This is a genomic window from Bacillus amyloliquefaciens DSM 7 = ATCC 23350 (assembly GCF_000196735.1).
Lineage (GTDB): Bacteria > Bacillota > Bacilli > Bacillales > Bacillaceae > Bacillus > Bacillus amyloliquefaciens.
On the sequence record NC_014551.1, the window covers coordinates 3,271,539 to 3,286,140 of the forward strand.

General features: G+C 47.8%; 18 protein-coding genes. 4 read left to right on the plus strand and 14 right to left on the minus strand.

Annotated features, from left to right (window positions below; translation table 11 throughout):
- Positions 1 to 29 precede the first annotated feature (29 nt).
- The 5 genes from smpB to BAMF_RS36910 all read right to left on the minus strand — a co-directional run bounded on the left by smpB (position 30) and on the right by BAMF_RS36910 (position 4,388).
- The gene (gene smpB, locus BAMF_RS36890) at positions 30 to 500 is read right to left on the minus strand and encodes an SsrA-binding protein (RefSeq protein ID WP_003151688.1); all 471 of its coding nucleotides are present in this window, start codon (positions 498 to 500) and stop codon (positions 30 to 32) included.
- A gap of 138 nt (positions 501 to 638) precedes the next feature.
- Complete coding sequence (gene rnr / locus BAMF_RS36895) at positions 639 to 2,972, minus strand: ribonuclease R (RefSeq protein ID WP_013353625.1); 2,334 nt, start codon at positions 2,970 to 2,972, stop codon at positions 639 to 641.
- Between the two features lie 18 nt (positions 2,973 to 2,990).
- Entirely contained in the window at positions 2,991 to 3,731 is a 741-nt protein-coding gene (locus tag BAMF_RS36900; RefSeq protein WP_013353626.1) for an alpha/beta hydrolase, read from the minus strand.
- A gap of 117 nt (positions 3,732 to 3,848) precedes the next feature.
- On the minus strand, positions 3,849 to 4,079 hold the full coding sequence (gene secG / locus BAMF_RS36905) for a preprotein translocase subunit SecG (RefSeq protein WP_013353627.1): 231 nt from the start codon (positions 4,077 to 4,079) through the stop codon (positions 3,849 to 3,851).
- 123 nt (positions 4,080 to 4,202) lie between these two features.
- Positions 4,203 to 4,388, minus strand: coding sequence for a helix-turn-helix domain-containing protein (locus BAMF_RS36910; RefSeq protein ID WP_087920807.1), 186 nt, complete (start codon positions 4,386 to 4,388; stop codon positions 4,203 to 4,205).
- A gap of 196 nt (positions 4,389 to 4,584) precedes the next feature.
- Here BAMF_RS36910 and BAMF_RS36915 point away from each other — a divergent pair, with 196 nt between their 5' ends.
- The 3 genes from BAMF_RS36915 (at position 4,585) to BAMF_RS36925 (ending at position 5,850) form a co-directional block, all read left to right on the plus strand.
- A complete protein-coding gene (locus BAMF_RS36915) occupies positions 4,585 to 4,995 on the plus strand; it encodes a helix-turn-helix domain-containing protein (RefSeq protein ID WP_013353628.1) in 411 nt (136 codons plus the stop codon).
- A 24-nt stretch (positions 4,996 to 5,019) separates the two neighbouring features.
- Entirely contained in the window at positions 5,020 to 5,451 is a 432-nt protein-coding gene (locus BAMF_RS36920) for a helix-turn-helix domain-containing protein (protein WP_013353629.1), read from the plus strand.
- A gap of 81 nt (positions 5,452 to 5,532) precedes the next feature.
- Positions 5,533 to 5,850 carry a winged helix-turn-helix transcriptional regulator gene (locus BAMF_RS36925; RefSeq protein ID WP_013353630.1) on the plus strand — a complete coding sequence of 106 codons (318 nt, stop codon included), beginning with the start codon at positions 5,533 to 5,535 and terminating at the stop codon, positions 5,848 to 5,850.
- An 84-nt stretch (positions 5,851 to 5,934) separates the two neighbouring features.
- Here the strand turns inward: BAMF_RS36925 and BAMF_RS36930 are convergent, their stop codons facing one another.
- The 9 genes from BAMF_RS36930 to BAMF_RS36970 form a co-directional block, all read right to left on the minus strand.
- Positions 5,935 to 7,338, minus strand: coding sequence for a sensor histidine kinase (locus BAMF_RS36930; protein WP_013353631.1), 1,404 nt, complete (start codon positions 7,336 to 7,338; stop codon positions 5,935 to 5,937).
- Positions 7,329 to 7,991, minus strand: coding sequence for a response regulator transcription factor (locus tag BAMF_RS36935; protein WP_013353632.1), 663 nt, complete (start codon positions 7,989 to 7,991; stop codon positions 7,329 to 7,331). The genes BAMF_RS36930 and BAMF_RS36935 overlap by 10 nt, the downstream gene beginning before the upstream one ends.
- Positions 7,992 to 8,012: 21 nt before the next feature.
- Positions 8,013 to 8,786, minus strand: coding sequence for a lantibiotic immunity ABC transporter MutG family permease subunit (locus tag BAMF_RS36940; RefSeq protein ID WP_013353633.1), 774 nt, complete (start codon positions 8,784 to 8,786; stop codon positions 8,013 to 8,015).
- Positions 8,783 to 9,517, minus strand: a complete 735-nt coding sequence (locus BAMF_RS36945) for a lantibiotic immunity ABC transporter MutE/EpiE family permease subunit (RefSeq protein WP_013353634.1) — start codon at positions 9,515 to 9,517, stop codon at positions 8,783 to 8,785. Before BAMF_RS36945 ends, BAMF_RS36940 begins: the two co-directional genes overlap by 4 nt.
- A complete protein-coding gene (locus BAMF_RS36950) occupies positions 9,514 to 10,227 on the minus strand; it encodes a lantibiotic protection ABC transporter ATP-binding protein (RefSeq protein ID WP_013353635.1) in 714 nt (237 codons plus the stop codon). The genes BAMF_RS36945 and BAMF_RS36950 overlap by 4 nt, the downstream gene beginning before the upstream one ends.
- Positions 10,228 to 10,337: 110 nt before the next feature.
- Positions 10,338 to 11,015: an ABC transporter permease gene (locus tag BAMF_RS36955; RefSeq protein WP_013353636.1), complete on the minus strand. Its 678-nt coding sequence runs from the start codon at positions 11,013 to 11,015 to the stop codon at positions 10,338 to 10,340.
- 18 nt (positions 11,016 to 11,033) lie between these two features.
- Positions 11,034 to 11,951, minus strand: coding sequence for an osmoprotectant ABC transporter substrate-binding protein (locus BAMF_RS36960; RefSeq protein ID WP_013353637.1), 918 nt, complete (start codon positions 11,949 to 11,951; stop codon positions 11,034 to 11,036).
- Between the two features lie 14 nt (positions 11,952 to 11,965).
- Entirely contained in the window at positions 11,966 to 12,619 is a 654-nt protein-coding gene (locus tag BAMF_RS36965) for an ABC transporter permease (RefSeq protein WP_013353638.1), read from the minus strand.
- A 15-nt stretch (positions 12,620 to 12,634) separates the two neighbouring features.
- The gene (locus BAMF_RS36970) at positions 12,635 to 13,780 is read right to left on the minus strand and encodes a betaine/proline/choline family ABC transporter ATP-binding protein (protein ID WP_013353639.1); all 1,146 of its coding nucleotides are present in this window, start codon (positions 13,778 to 13,780) and stop codon (positions 12,635 to 12,637) included.
- A 285-nt stretch (positions 13,781 to 14,065) separates the two neighbouring features.
- Here BAMF_RS36970 and BAMF_RS36975 point away from each other — a divergent pair, with 285 nt between their 5' ends.
- On the plus strand, positions 14,066 to 14,599 hold the full coding sequence (locus BAMF_RS36975) for a GbsR/MarR family transcriptional regulator (RefSeq protein ID WP_013353640.1): 534 nt from the start codon (positions 14,066 to 14,068) through the stop codon (positions 14,597 to 14,599).
- Positions 14,600 to 14,602: the final 3 nt, after the last annotated feature.

A 14,602-nucleotide genomic window follows, 5' to 3' on the forward strand; every position in this document is an offset into this window, starting at 1 on the left:
AGGGCAGTCATCACATCAAGGCTCACGCATCAGAAGCCTTTTTGTCTGTCTCTGAACGCTCTTTCGATTTCTCTTTTAGCGTCTTTTCGTTTTAAATCTTCGCGTTTATCGTATGTTTTCTTCCCTTTACCGAGGCCGATTAATACTTTGGCAAAGCCGTTTTTCAAGTACAGCTTCAGTGGCACGAGGGAATAGCCCTTCTCTTTAGTCAGGCCGATCAGCTTATTGATTTCTTTCCGGTGCATCAAAAGCTTTCTCGTCCGGAGCGGGTCGTGGTTATAGCGGTTTCCCTGCTCGTACGGGCTGATGTGCATATTGTGGAGGAACACTTCGCCGCGCTCGATTTTCGCAAAGGAATCCTTCATGTTCACGCGGCCGGCGCGGATGGACTTAATCTCCGTCCCCTGCAGCACGATGCCTGTTTCATAGGTTTCTTCTATAAAGTAATCATGATTTGCTTTTTTGTTTTGTGATAATACTTTGCCTGATCCTTTTGGCATGCCTTATCCTCCTCTCTCCGCAAAAACCGTTCTGTGTGCGATACGCTTTATTTTAGCAAATGGAGCGTTCCGCGACAATGAAAATGCGGCTTGCGAAAGAAAGCAAACAGAGCATTTTGCCCCATTTGCTTTTCGCATTTACTTCTTCTTTTTGCGTTTTTGTTTCGGCGCGTTTTGGAAACCGCGTTTTTTCTTTTTCTTCTTCGGTTTTGTAAACCATTCCCCTTTTTCCTCCGATTTCGGCGGTGAAGCCGGGGTATAGCTGTTTAATACACGTTTCCGCGCCGGTCTGCCGCGTTTTCTGCGGTCGCCTGTTGTTTCTCTCGGACGGCGGGTGCCTTTCATGCCGACAATTTCAAAGTCGATGTTTCTCTCATCTTTATTGACGTCCACGACCTTGACCGTGATTTCATCCCCGATCCGGTAAACGTTGCCCGTGCGTTCGCCGATCATGGCGAAATGCTGTTCATCAAAACGGTAATAATCATCCGTCATAAAGCTGACGTGCACAAGCCCTTCAATCGTATTCGGCAGCTCGACGAACATTCCGAAATTCGTGACGGAACTGATCATGCCGTCAAACTCCTCGCCGATTTTATCAAGCATATATTCCGCTTTTTTCAGATCGTCCGTTTCCCGCTCTGCGTCAACGGCGCGCCGTTCCATCGTTGACGTATGGTCAGCGATTTCCGGGAGGCGTTCGGCCCATTTTTCTTGAGTTGCTTCGTCCGATTGTCCGTTGATCAAATACGTTCTGATCAGTCTGTGAACGATTAAGTCAGGATAACGGCGGATCGGCGATGTGAAGTGTGTATAAAATTCAGTCGCCAGCCCGAAATGGCCCAAGCTTTGCGGGTCGTATTTCGCCTGCTTCATGGAACGGAGCATGACTGTTGAGATCACTGTTTCTTCCGGACGGTCCCGGACTTCGTCAAGAATGCTTTGCAATGCGCGCGGATGAATGTCTCCGGCTGTCCCTTTGACGATATAACCGAATGTCGTGACGAACTCCAGGAACTTTTGCAGTTTTTCAGCGTTCGGCTCTTCGTGAATCCGGTAAATAAACGGCACGTTCATCCAATGGAAGTGTTCGGCCACCGTTTCGTTTGCGACAAGCATGAATTCCTCAATCAGCTTTTCGGCTACTGAGCGTTCTCTGATGACGACGTCCTTTACGGCGCCTTCCTCATCGACGAGCACCTTCGCTTCTTTAAAATCAAAATCCACGGCGCCGCGGTTCATCCGTTTCGCCCGGAGAATTTCCGCCAGGCGTTCCATGTCTTTAAACATCGGGACGAGCGGCTCATATCTTTCTTTCAGCTCAGCGTCGTCTTCTGTGAGGATTCGGTTGACATCTGAATAGGTCATTCTTTCCGTCGTTTTGATGACGCTTTGGAAGATCTCGTGCTCCGTCACCTGTCCCTGCTGGTTGATTGTCATTTCGCAGGAAAGCGTCAGGCGGTCGACCTTCGGATTTAAAGAACAGATTCCGTTAGACAGCCTGTGCGGGATCATCGGGATGACCCGGTCTACCAAGTACACGCTTGTCCCTCTTTCCAGCGCTTCTTTATCAATCGGGGAATTCTCCGTGACGTAATGGCTGACGTCGGCAATATGGACGCCGAGCTTGTAGCTGCCGTTATCAAGCTTTGTCACGGTGACGGCGTCATCGAGATCCTTCGCATCCGCGCCGTCAATGGTGACAATGACCTGATCACGGAGATCACGGCGGTCTTTTATGTCTTTTTCATCGATGGTGTCGGGCGTACTTGTTGCCTGCTCCATCGCTTCGGCCGGAAAGTCTCCCGGCAGGCCGTGCTTATGGATGATTGATAAAATATCAATGCCCGGGTCATTTTTATGGCCGAGTATTTCAACGATTTCTCCTTCGGCGTTCATTCTGCCTTCAGGATAGCTTGTCAGTTTCACGACGACTTTATGGCCTTCCGCAGCGCCGTTATTGGCATGTTTCGGAATAAAAATATCGCTCGTGATTTTTTTATCATCCGGAATGACAAAGCCGAAGCTTTTCGTTTCTGTGTATGTGCCCACGACGCGGTCTATGCTTCTTTCCAGAATTCGGATGACAGTGCCTTCCTGTCTCGATCCGCTTGACTGGGAGTTGAGCCGCACCATGACGATATCGCCGTTCATGGCCGTATTCAGCTCATTCGGCGGAATAAACACGTCGCTTAATGAGGTATCTTCCGGCAGCAGAAACGCGAAGCCCTTGGCATGCGCGGAAATTTTTCCTTTTACTAAATTCATTTTTTCCGGAAGCCCGTAGCGGTTGCTTCTGGTGCGGACGATCTGACCCGTCTCCTCGAGCGCCACCAGCGCTTTTACCAGCTCTTTAAATTCTTCGGCTTCCGTGATGTTCAGCATCTCCTCAAGTTCCTGAACGGTAAGGGGCTTGTACGCCTCTTCCTTCATGAACGAGAGAAGACGGTCCATAAACGCTTCTTTTTCCATTATCCGACCTCCTGTTTGTTACCAATCGAGTTTCTCTAAAAATTCGTACACATCCTGATGAACGAGGTCCCGTTCTTTGTCCAGCGTAATGACATGTCCTGACTCTTCATACCATTTCAGCTGTTTGTCGTCCGTTTCCACCTCGTTGTAAATGATGTTTGCACTTTCTGTATTAATCATATGGTCATGCCGTGCCTGAACCACAAATGTCGGGGAATAGATCATGTCGACGTTTTTGCGCACATCGGCAATCAGCTCCTGAAGCGATTTGAGCGTATTCATCGGCGTTTTTTCAAACTCCTTCATTTCTTTTTCAATCTGCTCCGGCTGTTTTCCTTCGAATTTCTTATAATTGCGCGCGTAGGAGAGAACTCCTTCGTACATAACCTCTTCACTTTTAATGTGCATTGGCGCACACATAGGTACAATTCCCTTTATGGGTACAGTGTAACCCAATTTCAATGAAAAAACCCCGCCAAGCGACAGTCCGCAGGCCGCAATGTTTTCATAGCCTTCAGACCGTAAATACTCATAACCGTCCATGACGTCTTTCCACCAATCTTTTGGTCCCGTATGTACCAGCTCTTCCGGCGGAACGCCGTGCCCTTTATATTGAGGCGCGTGGCAAGTGTAGCCGCGCTCATTCAAGTAGCGGCCAAGCATTCTGACATCTGCCGTATTTCCCGTAAATCCGTGCAGCAGAAGCACCGCTTTGTCTCCGCCTTTAAATGTAAATGGTTTTGGTGTCACAATTTTCATGCTCATAACCCCTTTTTTGCACATTCAATTTAGTTTTCCACAGTTTTGCGAGAAACAAACGCGGTCTCTCAACAAGAAAAAGGCCTGATATTAATCAGACCTTATACAAACATTGCCTTATACGATATACGCAAGCGAAATCGTTAACACGAAAAACAAGACTGCCAGCACAACGGTTGTGCGGTGAAGAATCAGATCAAGGCCCCTTGCTTTCTGTTTTCCGAAAAGCTGCTCCGCCCCGCCTGAAATCGCACCCGATAAACCGGCGCTTTTGCTGGATTGAAGCAATACGACAATAATAAGTGCAATACTGACGATAACCAATAAAGTAATCAATAATGTGTGCATCCCATACACCTCCAGACTGACTGGCCTACATTGCTTCTATTTTACATGAAAAGCAAAGGCATGTCACGCCGTATCGGTACACATCATGTCAGAAAAAACGGAAATGTGTTTGTCTTTCAATTGTTATTGACTTTTGTCAACAAAGTCGTAGTAAAAAAGATCTTCAAATTTCATGTCAAAGTAATAGAGCATTTTTCCGATGACCAGCTGGCCCGGCCTCCGCTCTCCATTCAGTACACGGCTCAGTGTGGCGGGAGATATTCCGATCTCCAGGGCGAGCTGGTTTAACGAGTAGTCATTATTGACCATATATTGCAGCACATAATCTCTTCTGATCTGTATCTTTTCGACCACTTTCTTCACCTTCCGTTCTGTCAAATACTTTCTTTCTTATACATAACCATACGGCTTTTGTTAACTTTTGTCAATACTTTTCCAGCCTTCCTATTCCCTTTAGTCAATAAACATACTAGAATATAAATAGACCGCGGGAGGGGGAGAGATTGTGGAAAGCTTCGGGAAACAATTACGGACATTGCGGGAAAAACGGCATCTGACAGTGAACCAGCTGGCAACGTATTCAGGCGTCAGTGCCGCGGGAATCTCGCGGATTGAAAACGGCAAACGCGGGGTGCCGAAACCTGCAACCATTAAAAAGCTCGCAGATGCGTTAAAAATCCCGTACGAGGAACTGATGCAGACGGCGGGATACATAGAGACCGTTCAGGAAACGGGAGTCTCGTACGACACGGGCTGCACCTTGCTGGAAAAAGCCGAAACGTATGAGTTGCATGATTTATCCCTTTTGGAGCGGGAGAACTGGCGGCACCTGTCGAAAGAAGACCTGGTTCTGCTAGATAAATACTTTGCGTTCTTATCCGCGGAAGCCAAAAAAAGAACAAATGAAGACTCATGACTTTGCACATGTGAGGCGATCCTAATGAACACATTCGGAAAGCAATTAAGAGAGCTGCGCCGCGCCCGGAAGCTTACCGTTAATCAGCTTGCCGTCTATTCCGGCGTCAGCTCGGCGACCATTTCAAGAATTGAGAACGGGCACCGCGGCATTCCTAAACCCGCGACCATTAAAAAATTGGCGGACACATTAAAAATTCCGTACGAGGAGTTAATGGCGCGGGCCGGACACATCAAGTCATTTCAGGAGGAAATCCGCGAGGCCCCTGAGAGCTATCAATCCATATACGCAATCTATCAGACGGCCGTTGCCAGAGGCGCGGAGCATCTGCCGCTGTTTGATAGCAAAAAATGGCAGCACTTCACAAAAGAAGATATTGAAAGCGTCAGCAAATACTTTGATTTTATTGCGGCTGAAGCGAAAAAGCGCTCCCCGGATTCCTCATCCTCTTTTTGAAACCCTCCCCAACTTAACAAACGCCAGACATACGTTCCCTCGGATTTTGCGGTATAATAGCAGAAGACGAGGTGAAAAAGCATGAAGCAATCAGAAATGTGCCCCAGATTTGAAAAGGCAGTCGACATCTTGAGTAAACGCTGGGTCGCTCTTATCGTCTTTCAGCTATTGAACGGACAGCAGCGCTTCAGTGAGATTGAGGCAGCGCTTCCGAATTTAAGCGGCAGAGTTCTGTCAGAAAGGCTGAAAGAACTTGAAACAGAAGGTGTGATCAAACGGGAAGTCATTCCGGAAACGCCTGTCCGCATTGAGTATTCTTTAACGGAAAAAGGCTGCGCATTAGCCCCTATTTTAGAGGAAATTTCCAAGTGGTCTTCACAATGGATTGATCCTTCCTGATAAAATCTTTTCCGCATAAGCGGCTGGTCTCTCAAACGGACAGCCGTTTTTATTTTTTCCTTTCTTAAACAGGAAAACAAGCCCTCATGCGTGCAGGGCTTGTTTTTGTCTGATGCCTTCCAGCGGAATTCGGATCTCCGCCCGGGCACCTCCAGACTTCTTATTTTCAAGTATCAATTCCCCGTGATGAAGATGTACGACATGATGGGCGAATGTAAGCCCCATGCCGTGATGCCCCGCCGAATGTCTGCTTTTATCTTCCGTGTAAAAAAGCTGTGTCGCTTTTTTCAGCGCTTCCTGCGAGAACCCGCTTCCGCTGTCGGATACGGCAATACTGAGTGCGTTATCGGTGCATAGGACGTCCACACGGATTTCTCCTCTTTCCGGCGTGTAGTCGACGGCATTCGCCGCGATATTCATGACCGCCCTGCGGAGCAGTTCTTGATCAATCGGCGCTTCTTTTCGGTCAATGCCCCGCTCACTGAGGACGAGATCAATCTGTTTCGGCCCCGCAAGCGCCGCCGCGTCACGATATATGTTTTTAGCCCACTCTTTGAGATCGGTATATTCCAGATGAACAGCAACTGCCTCCTCCGCTTTGGAAAGCTGAATCAGCTGCCCGACATATTGCTCGATTTTGTTTCCGGCATCAAGGATATACTGCGTGTATTCCGTCTGCTCCTCATCAGGTTCTGTTAACTGAAGCAGCTCGGCATTTCCTTTAATAATCGTTGCCGGAATTTTAATATCATGCGCAAGCGCGCCGATCTGTTCCTTTTTTATCCGCTCCGCCTCCCATTGTGCCGCCAGAGATGCCTGAAGCGCGTCTTTCATTTTCAGCAGAGAGTCAATGACATCGTCAAATTCCTTTATCCGCGGCCTTTTTGGATTGATATTTAAATTCTGTTTTTGAATGCTTGCCGTGATGGAACTGAGTGTGCTGAAATGCCGTCTCAGCTGATTGGCGAATCGCGTCGTCACGATAAATACGGTTAACAGAAGCAAAGTGATCAGAATGGCAAGACCCGTCCATTCATAATTCGGCAGATAGCGCCTTAGTAGCGGCGACTGAAATTCCGACCTGAGTGAATATTGGAGAACGCAATATTCATTTTTCCGATCAACCACCATGAATCCTTTTTGAGCATAATTAAAATACGGCTGATGCTGGATCTTTTTTCTGGCGTTGGCCGCGTCTTTTTCCGTCATCGTTCCTTTCGTCATCCGCTTTGTTTTTTTATCAAAAACGGCGTATGTCATACCTTCAGGGATCATGTCTTCTGTTATCTTTTCCGCCGATTTCAGGCGGGGCTTGATTTGTTCCGCCTCATGCTCGCTGTAATTTGCCGGCAGGATCGCTCCGGCATTCAGGGCAATGGCATTTAAGGCGACGCATAATGCCGCCACTCCCATCGTGCTCAGACACAGCGTGATGGTAAATTTGACAAGCTCTTTGCGGATGCTGGATTTTCCTTTTGCTATTCCCATTTGTATCCGACACCCCACACCGTTTTGATCGGATCAGCCCCGTGTTCTTTACATTTTTTCCGGATGGTTCTGATAAACTCCGTAATGGTTGAATAGAGCGCATCGCCGTCCAAGCCGTACACTTCCTCGTAAATCTGCTCCCGTGAGAATGTTCTGTTTTTATGCTGTGCCAGAAATTCTACGATTTTATATTCGTTTTTCGTAAGAGGCAGTTTCCGGTCATCCAACCATACTTCTTTATTGTCAAAATCAAACATGAAGCCTGATATCAGACGTTTCGTCTGACGCTTTTCCCGACTTTCCCTTCTGACATGCGCGTTTACCCTTGCCATCAATTCTTTTACGCCGAACGGCTTTGTGATGTAATCATCAGCGCCTGTCATGAGTCCTTTCACAATGGATTCTTCGTCAGACTTTGCCGTTAAAAACAGGATCGGGCTGTCCACCAGCGGCCGAATCCTCCGGCAGAGTTCGATACCATCCGTTCCGGGCATCATGACATCAAGAAGAATCAAATCATAGCCTTGAAAAAAATCCAATGACTGATCTTCCGCTTTTTCCAGAATCGTTACTGTATGCTGATCACGCTGTAAAATGTTTCTGATCAGAACGAGAATATCTTTTTCATCATCTACCGCTAAAATGTTTGCCACCGGCCGAATCGCTCCTTGCCTTTATTCATATGAACGCCGCCCTTCCCATCTTCTGCACCAATGGAGGCCGGCCAGACATAATATCACTATAGAAAAATATAACATTATTTCTCCGAATCTCATATCGTATCTCACATAAGGGAGGAACTCTTTTTTGACTTTGTCAAAATGCAGCAGTCCTTCAAGGCCCGACAGCCGCACGCTCCATGCCCACGGGAAAAAACGCCAGATGACATCGCCCAATCCCGTATTCATCAGCGCCGCCATTAATAAACCCGCTCCCCCCAAGAGCCCGGACGGTCCCATGCCGTACTTTATGCCGACAAAAAAAGACATCATATAAAGCGGAATACTGCCGGCAATCAGCCACGCCCCTCCCTTTAAAAAGAGAAAGTACGGAAGGTCATTGATGTGAAGAACAAATTTCATCCCCGCCAAATAAAGACAGATGGCAAGACCTATCGATAACACATTCAACAGCAGCAATAGAAGCAGCTTGCCCGCAAAACTGACGATTTTCGAATACGGAACCGCCAGCATCATCTGAAAATGACCCGCCTGTTCCTCGACGGAGGCAGACATGCCGCAGACAATACTGATGATTAAAGGGTATAAAACGGCAATCGCGCTGAAGAAGACGCTATACAGCACATAAGGCTCCTGAATCCTTCCATACATCATATATAACAGGAAAAATCCCGCGCATACGGCCGGCGCCGCAACATGCATCCATATGAGCGGCGTGCGCTTCATTTTTAATACATCGGCCCACATATATCGTAAAAGCACGGTCATGACCGGTTTCCCCCTTTTGCAAAAGACACGGCGGAAATCAAACTTATTGCGATAAAAGAAAGGATAGAAAGAATAATAGCCGGAAAGATCACATTTCCGTTTAATAAGCCGCTGTCTGCGGGAAGCGGAATTCCGTTCGGATGGATCCCAAGAATCGGTGACATCACCCGGACTGACCAGCTCCATGGACTCAGCCACCACAATGAACCGGACGCCGGCACAATACCCAAAACAAAAGCGGCGATCATATTCACGAGAATGACTGCCGTAAACCCGAACTGTCTGGCAATCCATAAGCACAATGGGATTTCCCAAAGCGTCGTCAGCCATAAAAGGGAGCCCGCTTCAACGCCTTTCAGCTGCAGCGCAGCAATTCCCGGAAACACAAGTCCAAGTAAAAACATGATGATGAAAAAGACGATTTGCGACAGGAGTGAATACAGCGCGATCAAGCTTATTTTTGAGAGCCATATGCTTTTTAAGTCTGCCGGCAATGAGTACACCGCGCGGTCATTCGCAGATTTTTTCTCTTTTTTAACAGATAAACCGCACATTAGAGCAATCATGAGCGGCATGAAAATAACCGCCCACCAATTGAACGTGCCCGTCATAAAATAGGCCGGATTCAGCAGAAAAGAAAAAGCCGTGTTCAGAAGGGGAATCAGAATGATCAGTTTTTTGATAAATGTTCTTTTAGATGTAAGGTGTTCCGCCTGCATGTACTGAATCATTTTCCTGTCCCCGCTTTCTCCCGTGTTGATTTGACTACCTCCAGAAACAGCCGCTCCAGATCGTCTTCCCGGCTGATTTCTCCCTGATATCCCAAAATACCGTCACTGATGATTCCGATATGGTCTGCGATCTGCTCGACTTCAGATAACAGGTGGCTTGATAAAATCACCGTCATTCCCTGTCCGGGCAAGGAGCGGATAAATTCCCGCATATCCTGAATCCCCATCGGGTCCAATCCGTTTGTCGGCTCGTCAAGAATTAAGAGCGACGGACGGTTGACTAATGCCAACGCAATGCCGAGACGCTGTTTCATTCCCATGGAAAATTGGCCGGCGCGCTTTTTTCCGGTTCCCGTTAATCCCGTGATTTCCAGCACCTCCGCAATTCTTGAATCAGGAAGCCCGAGCATCACGCAGCGGACTTTCAGATTTTCAGCGGCTGTCAGGTTGCTGTAAAGCGGCGGCGCTTCAATCAGGGAACCGATCTTTTTCAAATCTTCGCGCTTCCATGGATGCCCGTCGAACAGAACCTCGCCGGATGTTTGCTGCAAGATGCCGGTCAATATTTTAAGAGTCGTTGATTTTCCGGCGCCGTTCGGACCGAGCAGGCCGTATATACTGTTGCGCTTAACCGATAGAGACACATCAGCCACTGCCTGTTGTCTGCCGAATGATTTTTGCAGCTGTCTCGTTTCTAAGATGTTGCTCATATGATTACCCCTCTGCTTTGTTATTTGATATGTAAGACTTTACATCGCAGTTATCAAAATTTAATCAAGAAATCAAAAAAAGCATCCTTCACGCGGAAGAATGCTTTTTTTCATGAGGCTGAGCGTACGATCAGCTTTCTTTTTTGTTTTTTCACAGGGCTGAGGGCTCGTTCCAGCCATGCCATCAGCAGGTCTGCGGCCACCGCCATCAGCGCGGTCGGAATGGCGCCCGAAAGAATAATGGCGGTTCCGTTTGTCGCGTTCGAGCCTCTGACGATCATATCCCCGAGGCCGCCTGCGCCGACGAAGGTGCCGATTGCCGTAATGCCGATGGCAATGACGAGCGCCGTTCGGAGACCCGCCATAATGACGGAAAGCGCAAGCGGCAGCTCCACCATGCGAAGTACTTGATATTTCGTCATACCCATCGCTTTTCCCGACTCAAGATAAGCGTGCTCAATATTGATAATGCCCGTGTGCGTATTTCTGAGAATCGGCAGAAGGGAATACAAAAACAAGGCCGTAATGACCGTATTGGCGCCGAGTCCCATGACAAGCATCAGAACTGCGAGCATCGCCAGCGCCGGAACGGTTTGAATCACGTTTGCCACAGCAAACACCCAGCCGGAGAGACGCCTGTGCCTGGCTGTCACAATTCCCGCCGGAATGGCGAAAACGGCGGCGAAAACGACGCCGTACGCTGACATGAGAAAATGCCTCCAGCACTCATACAGAACATAGCTGCCGTTTTGAGAGTAATACGTAAACAGCTCTTTCAGCGTGTCCACCCGCATATCTCCTTTCCGTTATTCAAAGTAATGATGTTTTTCTAAATATTCCTTGGCCACGACGGACGGCTCTTTTAATTGGCCGTCAACTTCGTAATTCATTTTCTGCATCATCTTTGTATCAATCGCGCCGATCATTTGATTGATCACGCCTTCCAGTTCGGGATGCTCTTTTAATACACGATCCGGTACGACGGGTGAACAGTCATACGGAGGAAAGAACCGCTTATCATCCTTCAGCGTTTTCAGTCCGTAAGCAATGATTCTTCCGTCGGTGGAATAAGCGAGCGCGATATCCATTTTCCTGCTTTTCAGCGCATCATACACGAGGCCGATCTGCATCGGATACGTGCCTTCAAATGCCATTCCGTATGTTTTCATAAAATCCTGATATCCGTTGCCTCTCAGCTTCATCCAATAGTTATCAACCCCGAATTTCAGATGAGACGCCTCTTTTTTGACATCGGATACCGTTTCTAAATGGTATTTGCGGGCAAGCTGTCCGGAAACGGTAAAGACGTATGTATTATCAAAGCCGTAGGAATCAAACCATTTCATGTCATATCTGTTCTGAAATTCACGCTGAACGAGCCGCAAAGCTTTGTCCGGGTCTTTTTCCGGCTCCATGCGAAGTGTGCCCGTCAGCGCGTCTCCCGTATAGCGCGTCGCGGCGATATCAATATCACCGTTTATCAAAGATTGCTGCTGTACGGCGTTGGAGCCGAGATTTTTAATAACGGTTGTTTTCAAATCGCTGTGATGTTCAATCATCTGTCCGAGCATGCTCGCGATGATTTCTGATTCGGTCATGCTTTGCGCCCCGATTTTGATGGTATCCTCCGATGCGGCGCTCAATCCCGGTAGCGAACAGCCGCCAAGGAGCAGTATGCCGATACAGGCGAATGCGAGCAGCCGTTTTTTGCATCTATTCCCCACGAGAGACTTCCTCCTTATGAAGCATTTTTTATGTCCTTCAGCCCGTCAGGCGTGACTTTCCGTTCTGTCATCCCGAGCAAGCAGTCGACGGCGGCCGCTAACATCGTGACCGGAACGGCGCCGGCGATAATATACTCCGGCTGATAAAGGTTCAAGCCGATAAAAATGTAATCCCCGAGTCCGCCTCCGCCGATAAAGGAGGCGAGCGTCGCCCAGCCGATCAAATAAATCGCGGACGTCCGGATGCCCGCCATGATGACCGGGGCGGCAAGCGGAAGCTCTACAAGCCTGATCTGCTCCCATGCGGTCATGCCGATCCCTTTTCCCGATTCAAGAAGATGCCGATTGACGCCGAGAATCCCCGTATACGTGTTTCTGAGAATCGGCAGCACTGAATAGAAAAACAGCGCCGCAACGGCCGGGACCTTTCCTACCCCTAAAAGCGGAATAAAAAACGCGAGAATGGCCAGACTCGGCAAGGTTTGAATGATGTTGACGATGCCGATGACGGCGCCGGCGCCTCTTTTCATCCTCGTCAGCAGTACGCCGAGCGGCACGGCGGCGAGAATGCCCGCCATGACGGCGATTAATGAGATGTACAGGTGCTCCCATGTTTTATAAAGCAGCTCTCCGCCGTTTGCCTGTAAAAATTGCACGGTCTCATTCATAAAAATTAATCCTCCTCATGACATTACCGCAAGCTGATTCTCTTCTCCCCAAATGGAGTCATAGACGATGTCAACGAGGCTGGCCCTTGTCACGATTCCCGTTAAACGGCCGGCGTCATCAATGACGGGCACAAATTTCATGCCTCTTTTTAAAATTTTATGAACGGCGTCGCGAAGCAGGGTGCCGCTTCTGACCGTGTACAGGTCCCGCTCAAGCACTTCCGCGACGAGTGCCGCCTGTTTTCGTTTGCGGTCAATCATTTCCACATCGACATAACCTTGGAGAACGTTCTTCTCATCAATGACGAGCAGCGAATCCACCCGCTCGGCGCGCATCAGCTGAATGGCGGCTGACAGCGTTTTCTCAGGTGTTATCGTTACAGGATCGGGATTCATGATCTGCTCCACCCGTTCAATATCAGGGCTGGATGATTGGATCAGCCGTTCCTTGCCGATAAACTCCTCTACAAATTCATTCGCCGGAAATCTGAGAATTTCATCGGGCGTTCCGGCCTGGACGATTTCTCCCGCTTTCAAAATGACGATTCTATCCGCAAGCTTGATGGCTTCGTCCATATCATGGGTAACAAATACGATGGTTTTATGTAAGGTTTTTTGCAGTTTTTTAAATTCTTCCTGAAGGGAATCCCTCGTAATCGGGTCAAGCGCCCCGAACGGTTCATCCATTAAGATAAGCGGCGGCTCTGCGGCAAGTGCCCGTAATACACCTATTCGCTGCTGCTGTCCTCCGCTCAGTTCATGAGGGTAACGGTCTAAATATTCAGGCCCCATATCAACGAGCTTTAGAAGCTCCCGCGCCCGTTCCTTCCGTTTGTCGGCAGGATGCTTTAAAAGCTTCGGAACGAGAGTAATGTTCTGCTGAATGGTCATATGCGGAAACAGCCCGATCTGCTGAATGACATAGCCGATGCTTCTTCTGAGTTCCACCGGGTCTTGTTCCATAATGTTCCGGCCTTCAATCAAGATTCTGCCTTCGGACGGTTCAATTAAGCGGTTAATCATTTTCATCGTCGTCGTTTTGCCGCAGCCGCTCGGTCCGATAAAACAAATAAATTCGCCCTTATCGATATTCAGATTGATGCTGTTGACTGCTTTTTTTCCGCCTTTATACGTTTTGGAGACATTTTCTAATGTCAGCAAATACCCACACCTCCACAATTAAGTTTATTCAATTTGTTAAATTCGTATTTAACTTTTCAGACAATTGAACGTTTCCCATTATAAATTAAACTTTATAAAATAAAAAGTTTACAATTTGTCCATATTATATATAAAGTATGTGTAAGCGCTGATTTACCCGTATTGACCGGCAAAGTTCTTCTTATTGCTTCGAATTACTTCCAAATTCTCTCGTAAGAGCATTTCCGCCGGTTTAAAAATATGGTATATTGACATCGGAATTGCTGACTGAAAGGATTGAAACTGTTGGAGAAAGATCCGTTACATGTAATCGAACAAGCTGAAGATCATTTGATCGAACGAATCGCTGAAAATATGCATACATTCGGGATGCCCGCGACAGTGGGGCGCATTTTAGGCATTATTTATATGAACCGCAAGCCGATGACCTTAACTGAATTATCAGAAGCGACCGGCATGAGCAAAACGAGAATGAGCCAGGCAGTCCGAGAAATGCTTGATGTCAATCTGGCGGAAAAAGTGTTTGAAAAAGGCGTCCGCAAAGATTTATACGATGTCGAGCAGGATTATTACCAAACCTTTATTACGCTGTTTACGGCCACATGGAGCAAGGTCGTCAGCAAAAATAAAATGATGCATAAAAAGCTGAACCGCGAACTGACAGCCGCCCTTGAAAACGGCGTGCCGGAAGAAGCTGAGGAAAAAATCAACGAACTGCTGAAAGAATTAAAGGATTGGCTTGATTACTACAATTGGATCAGCCGTCTGATCGAGTTTTTCGAAAGCGAAGAAATTTTCAAGCACGTTCCGAAGCCATAAGAA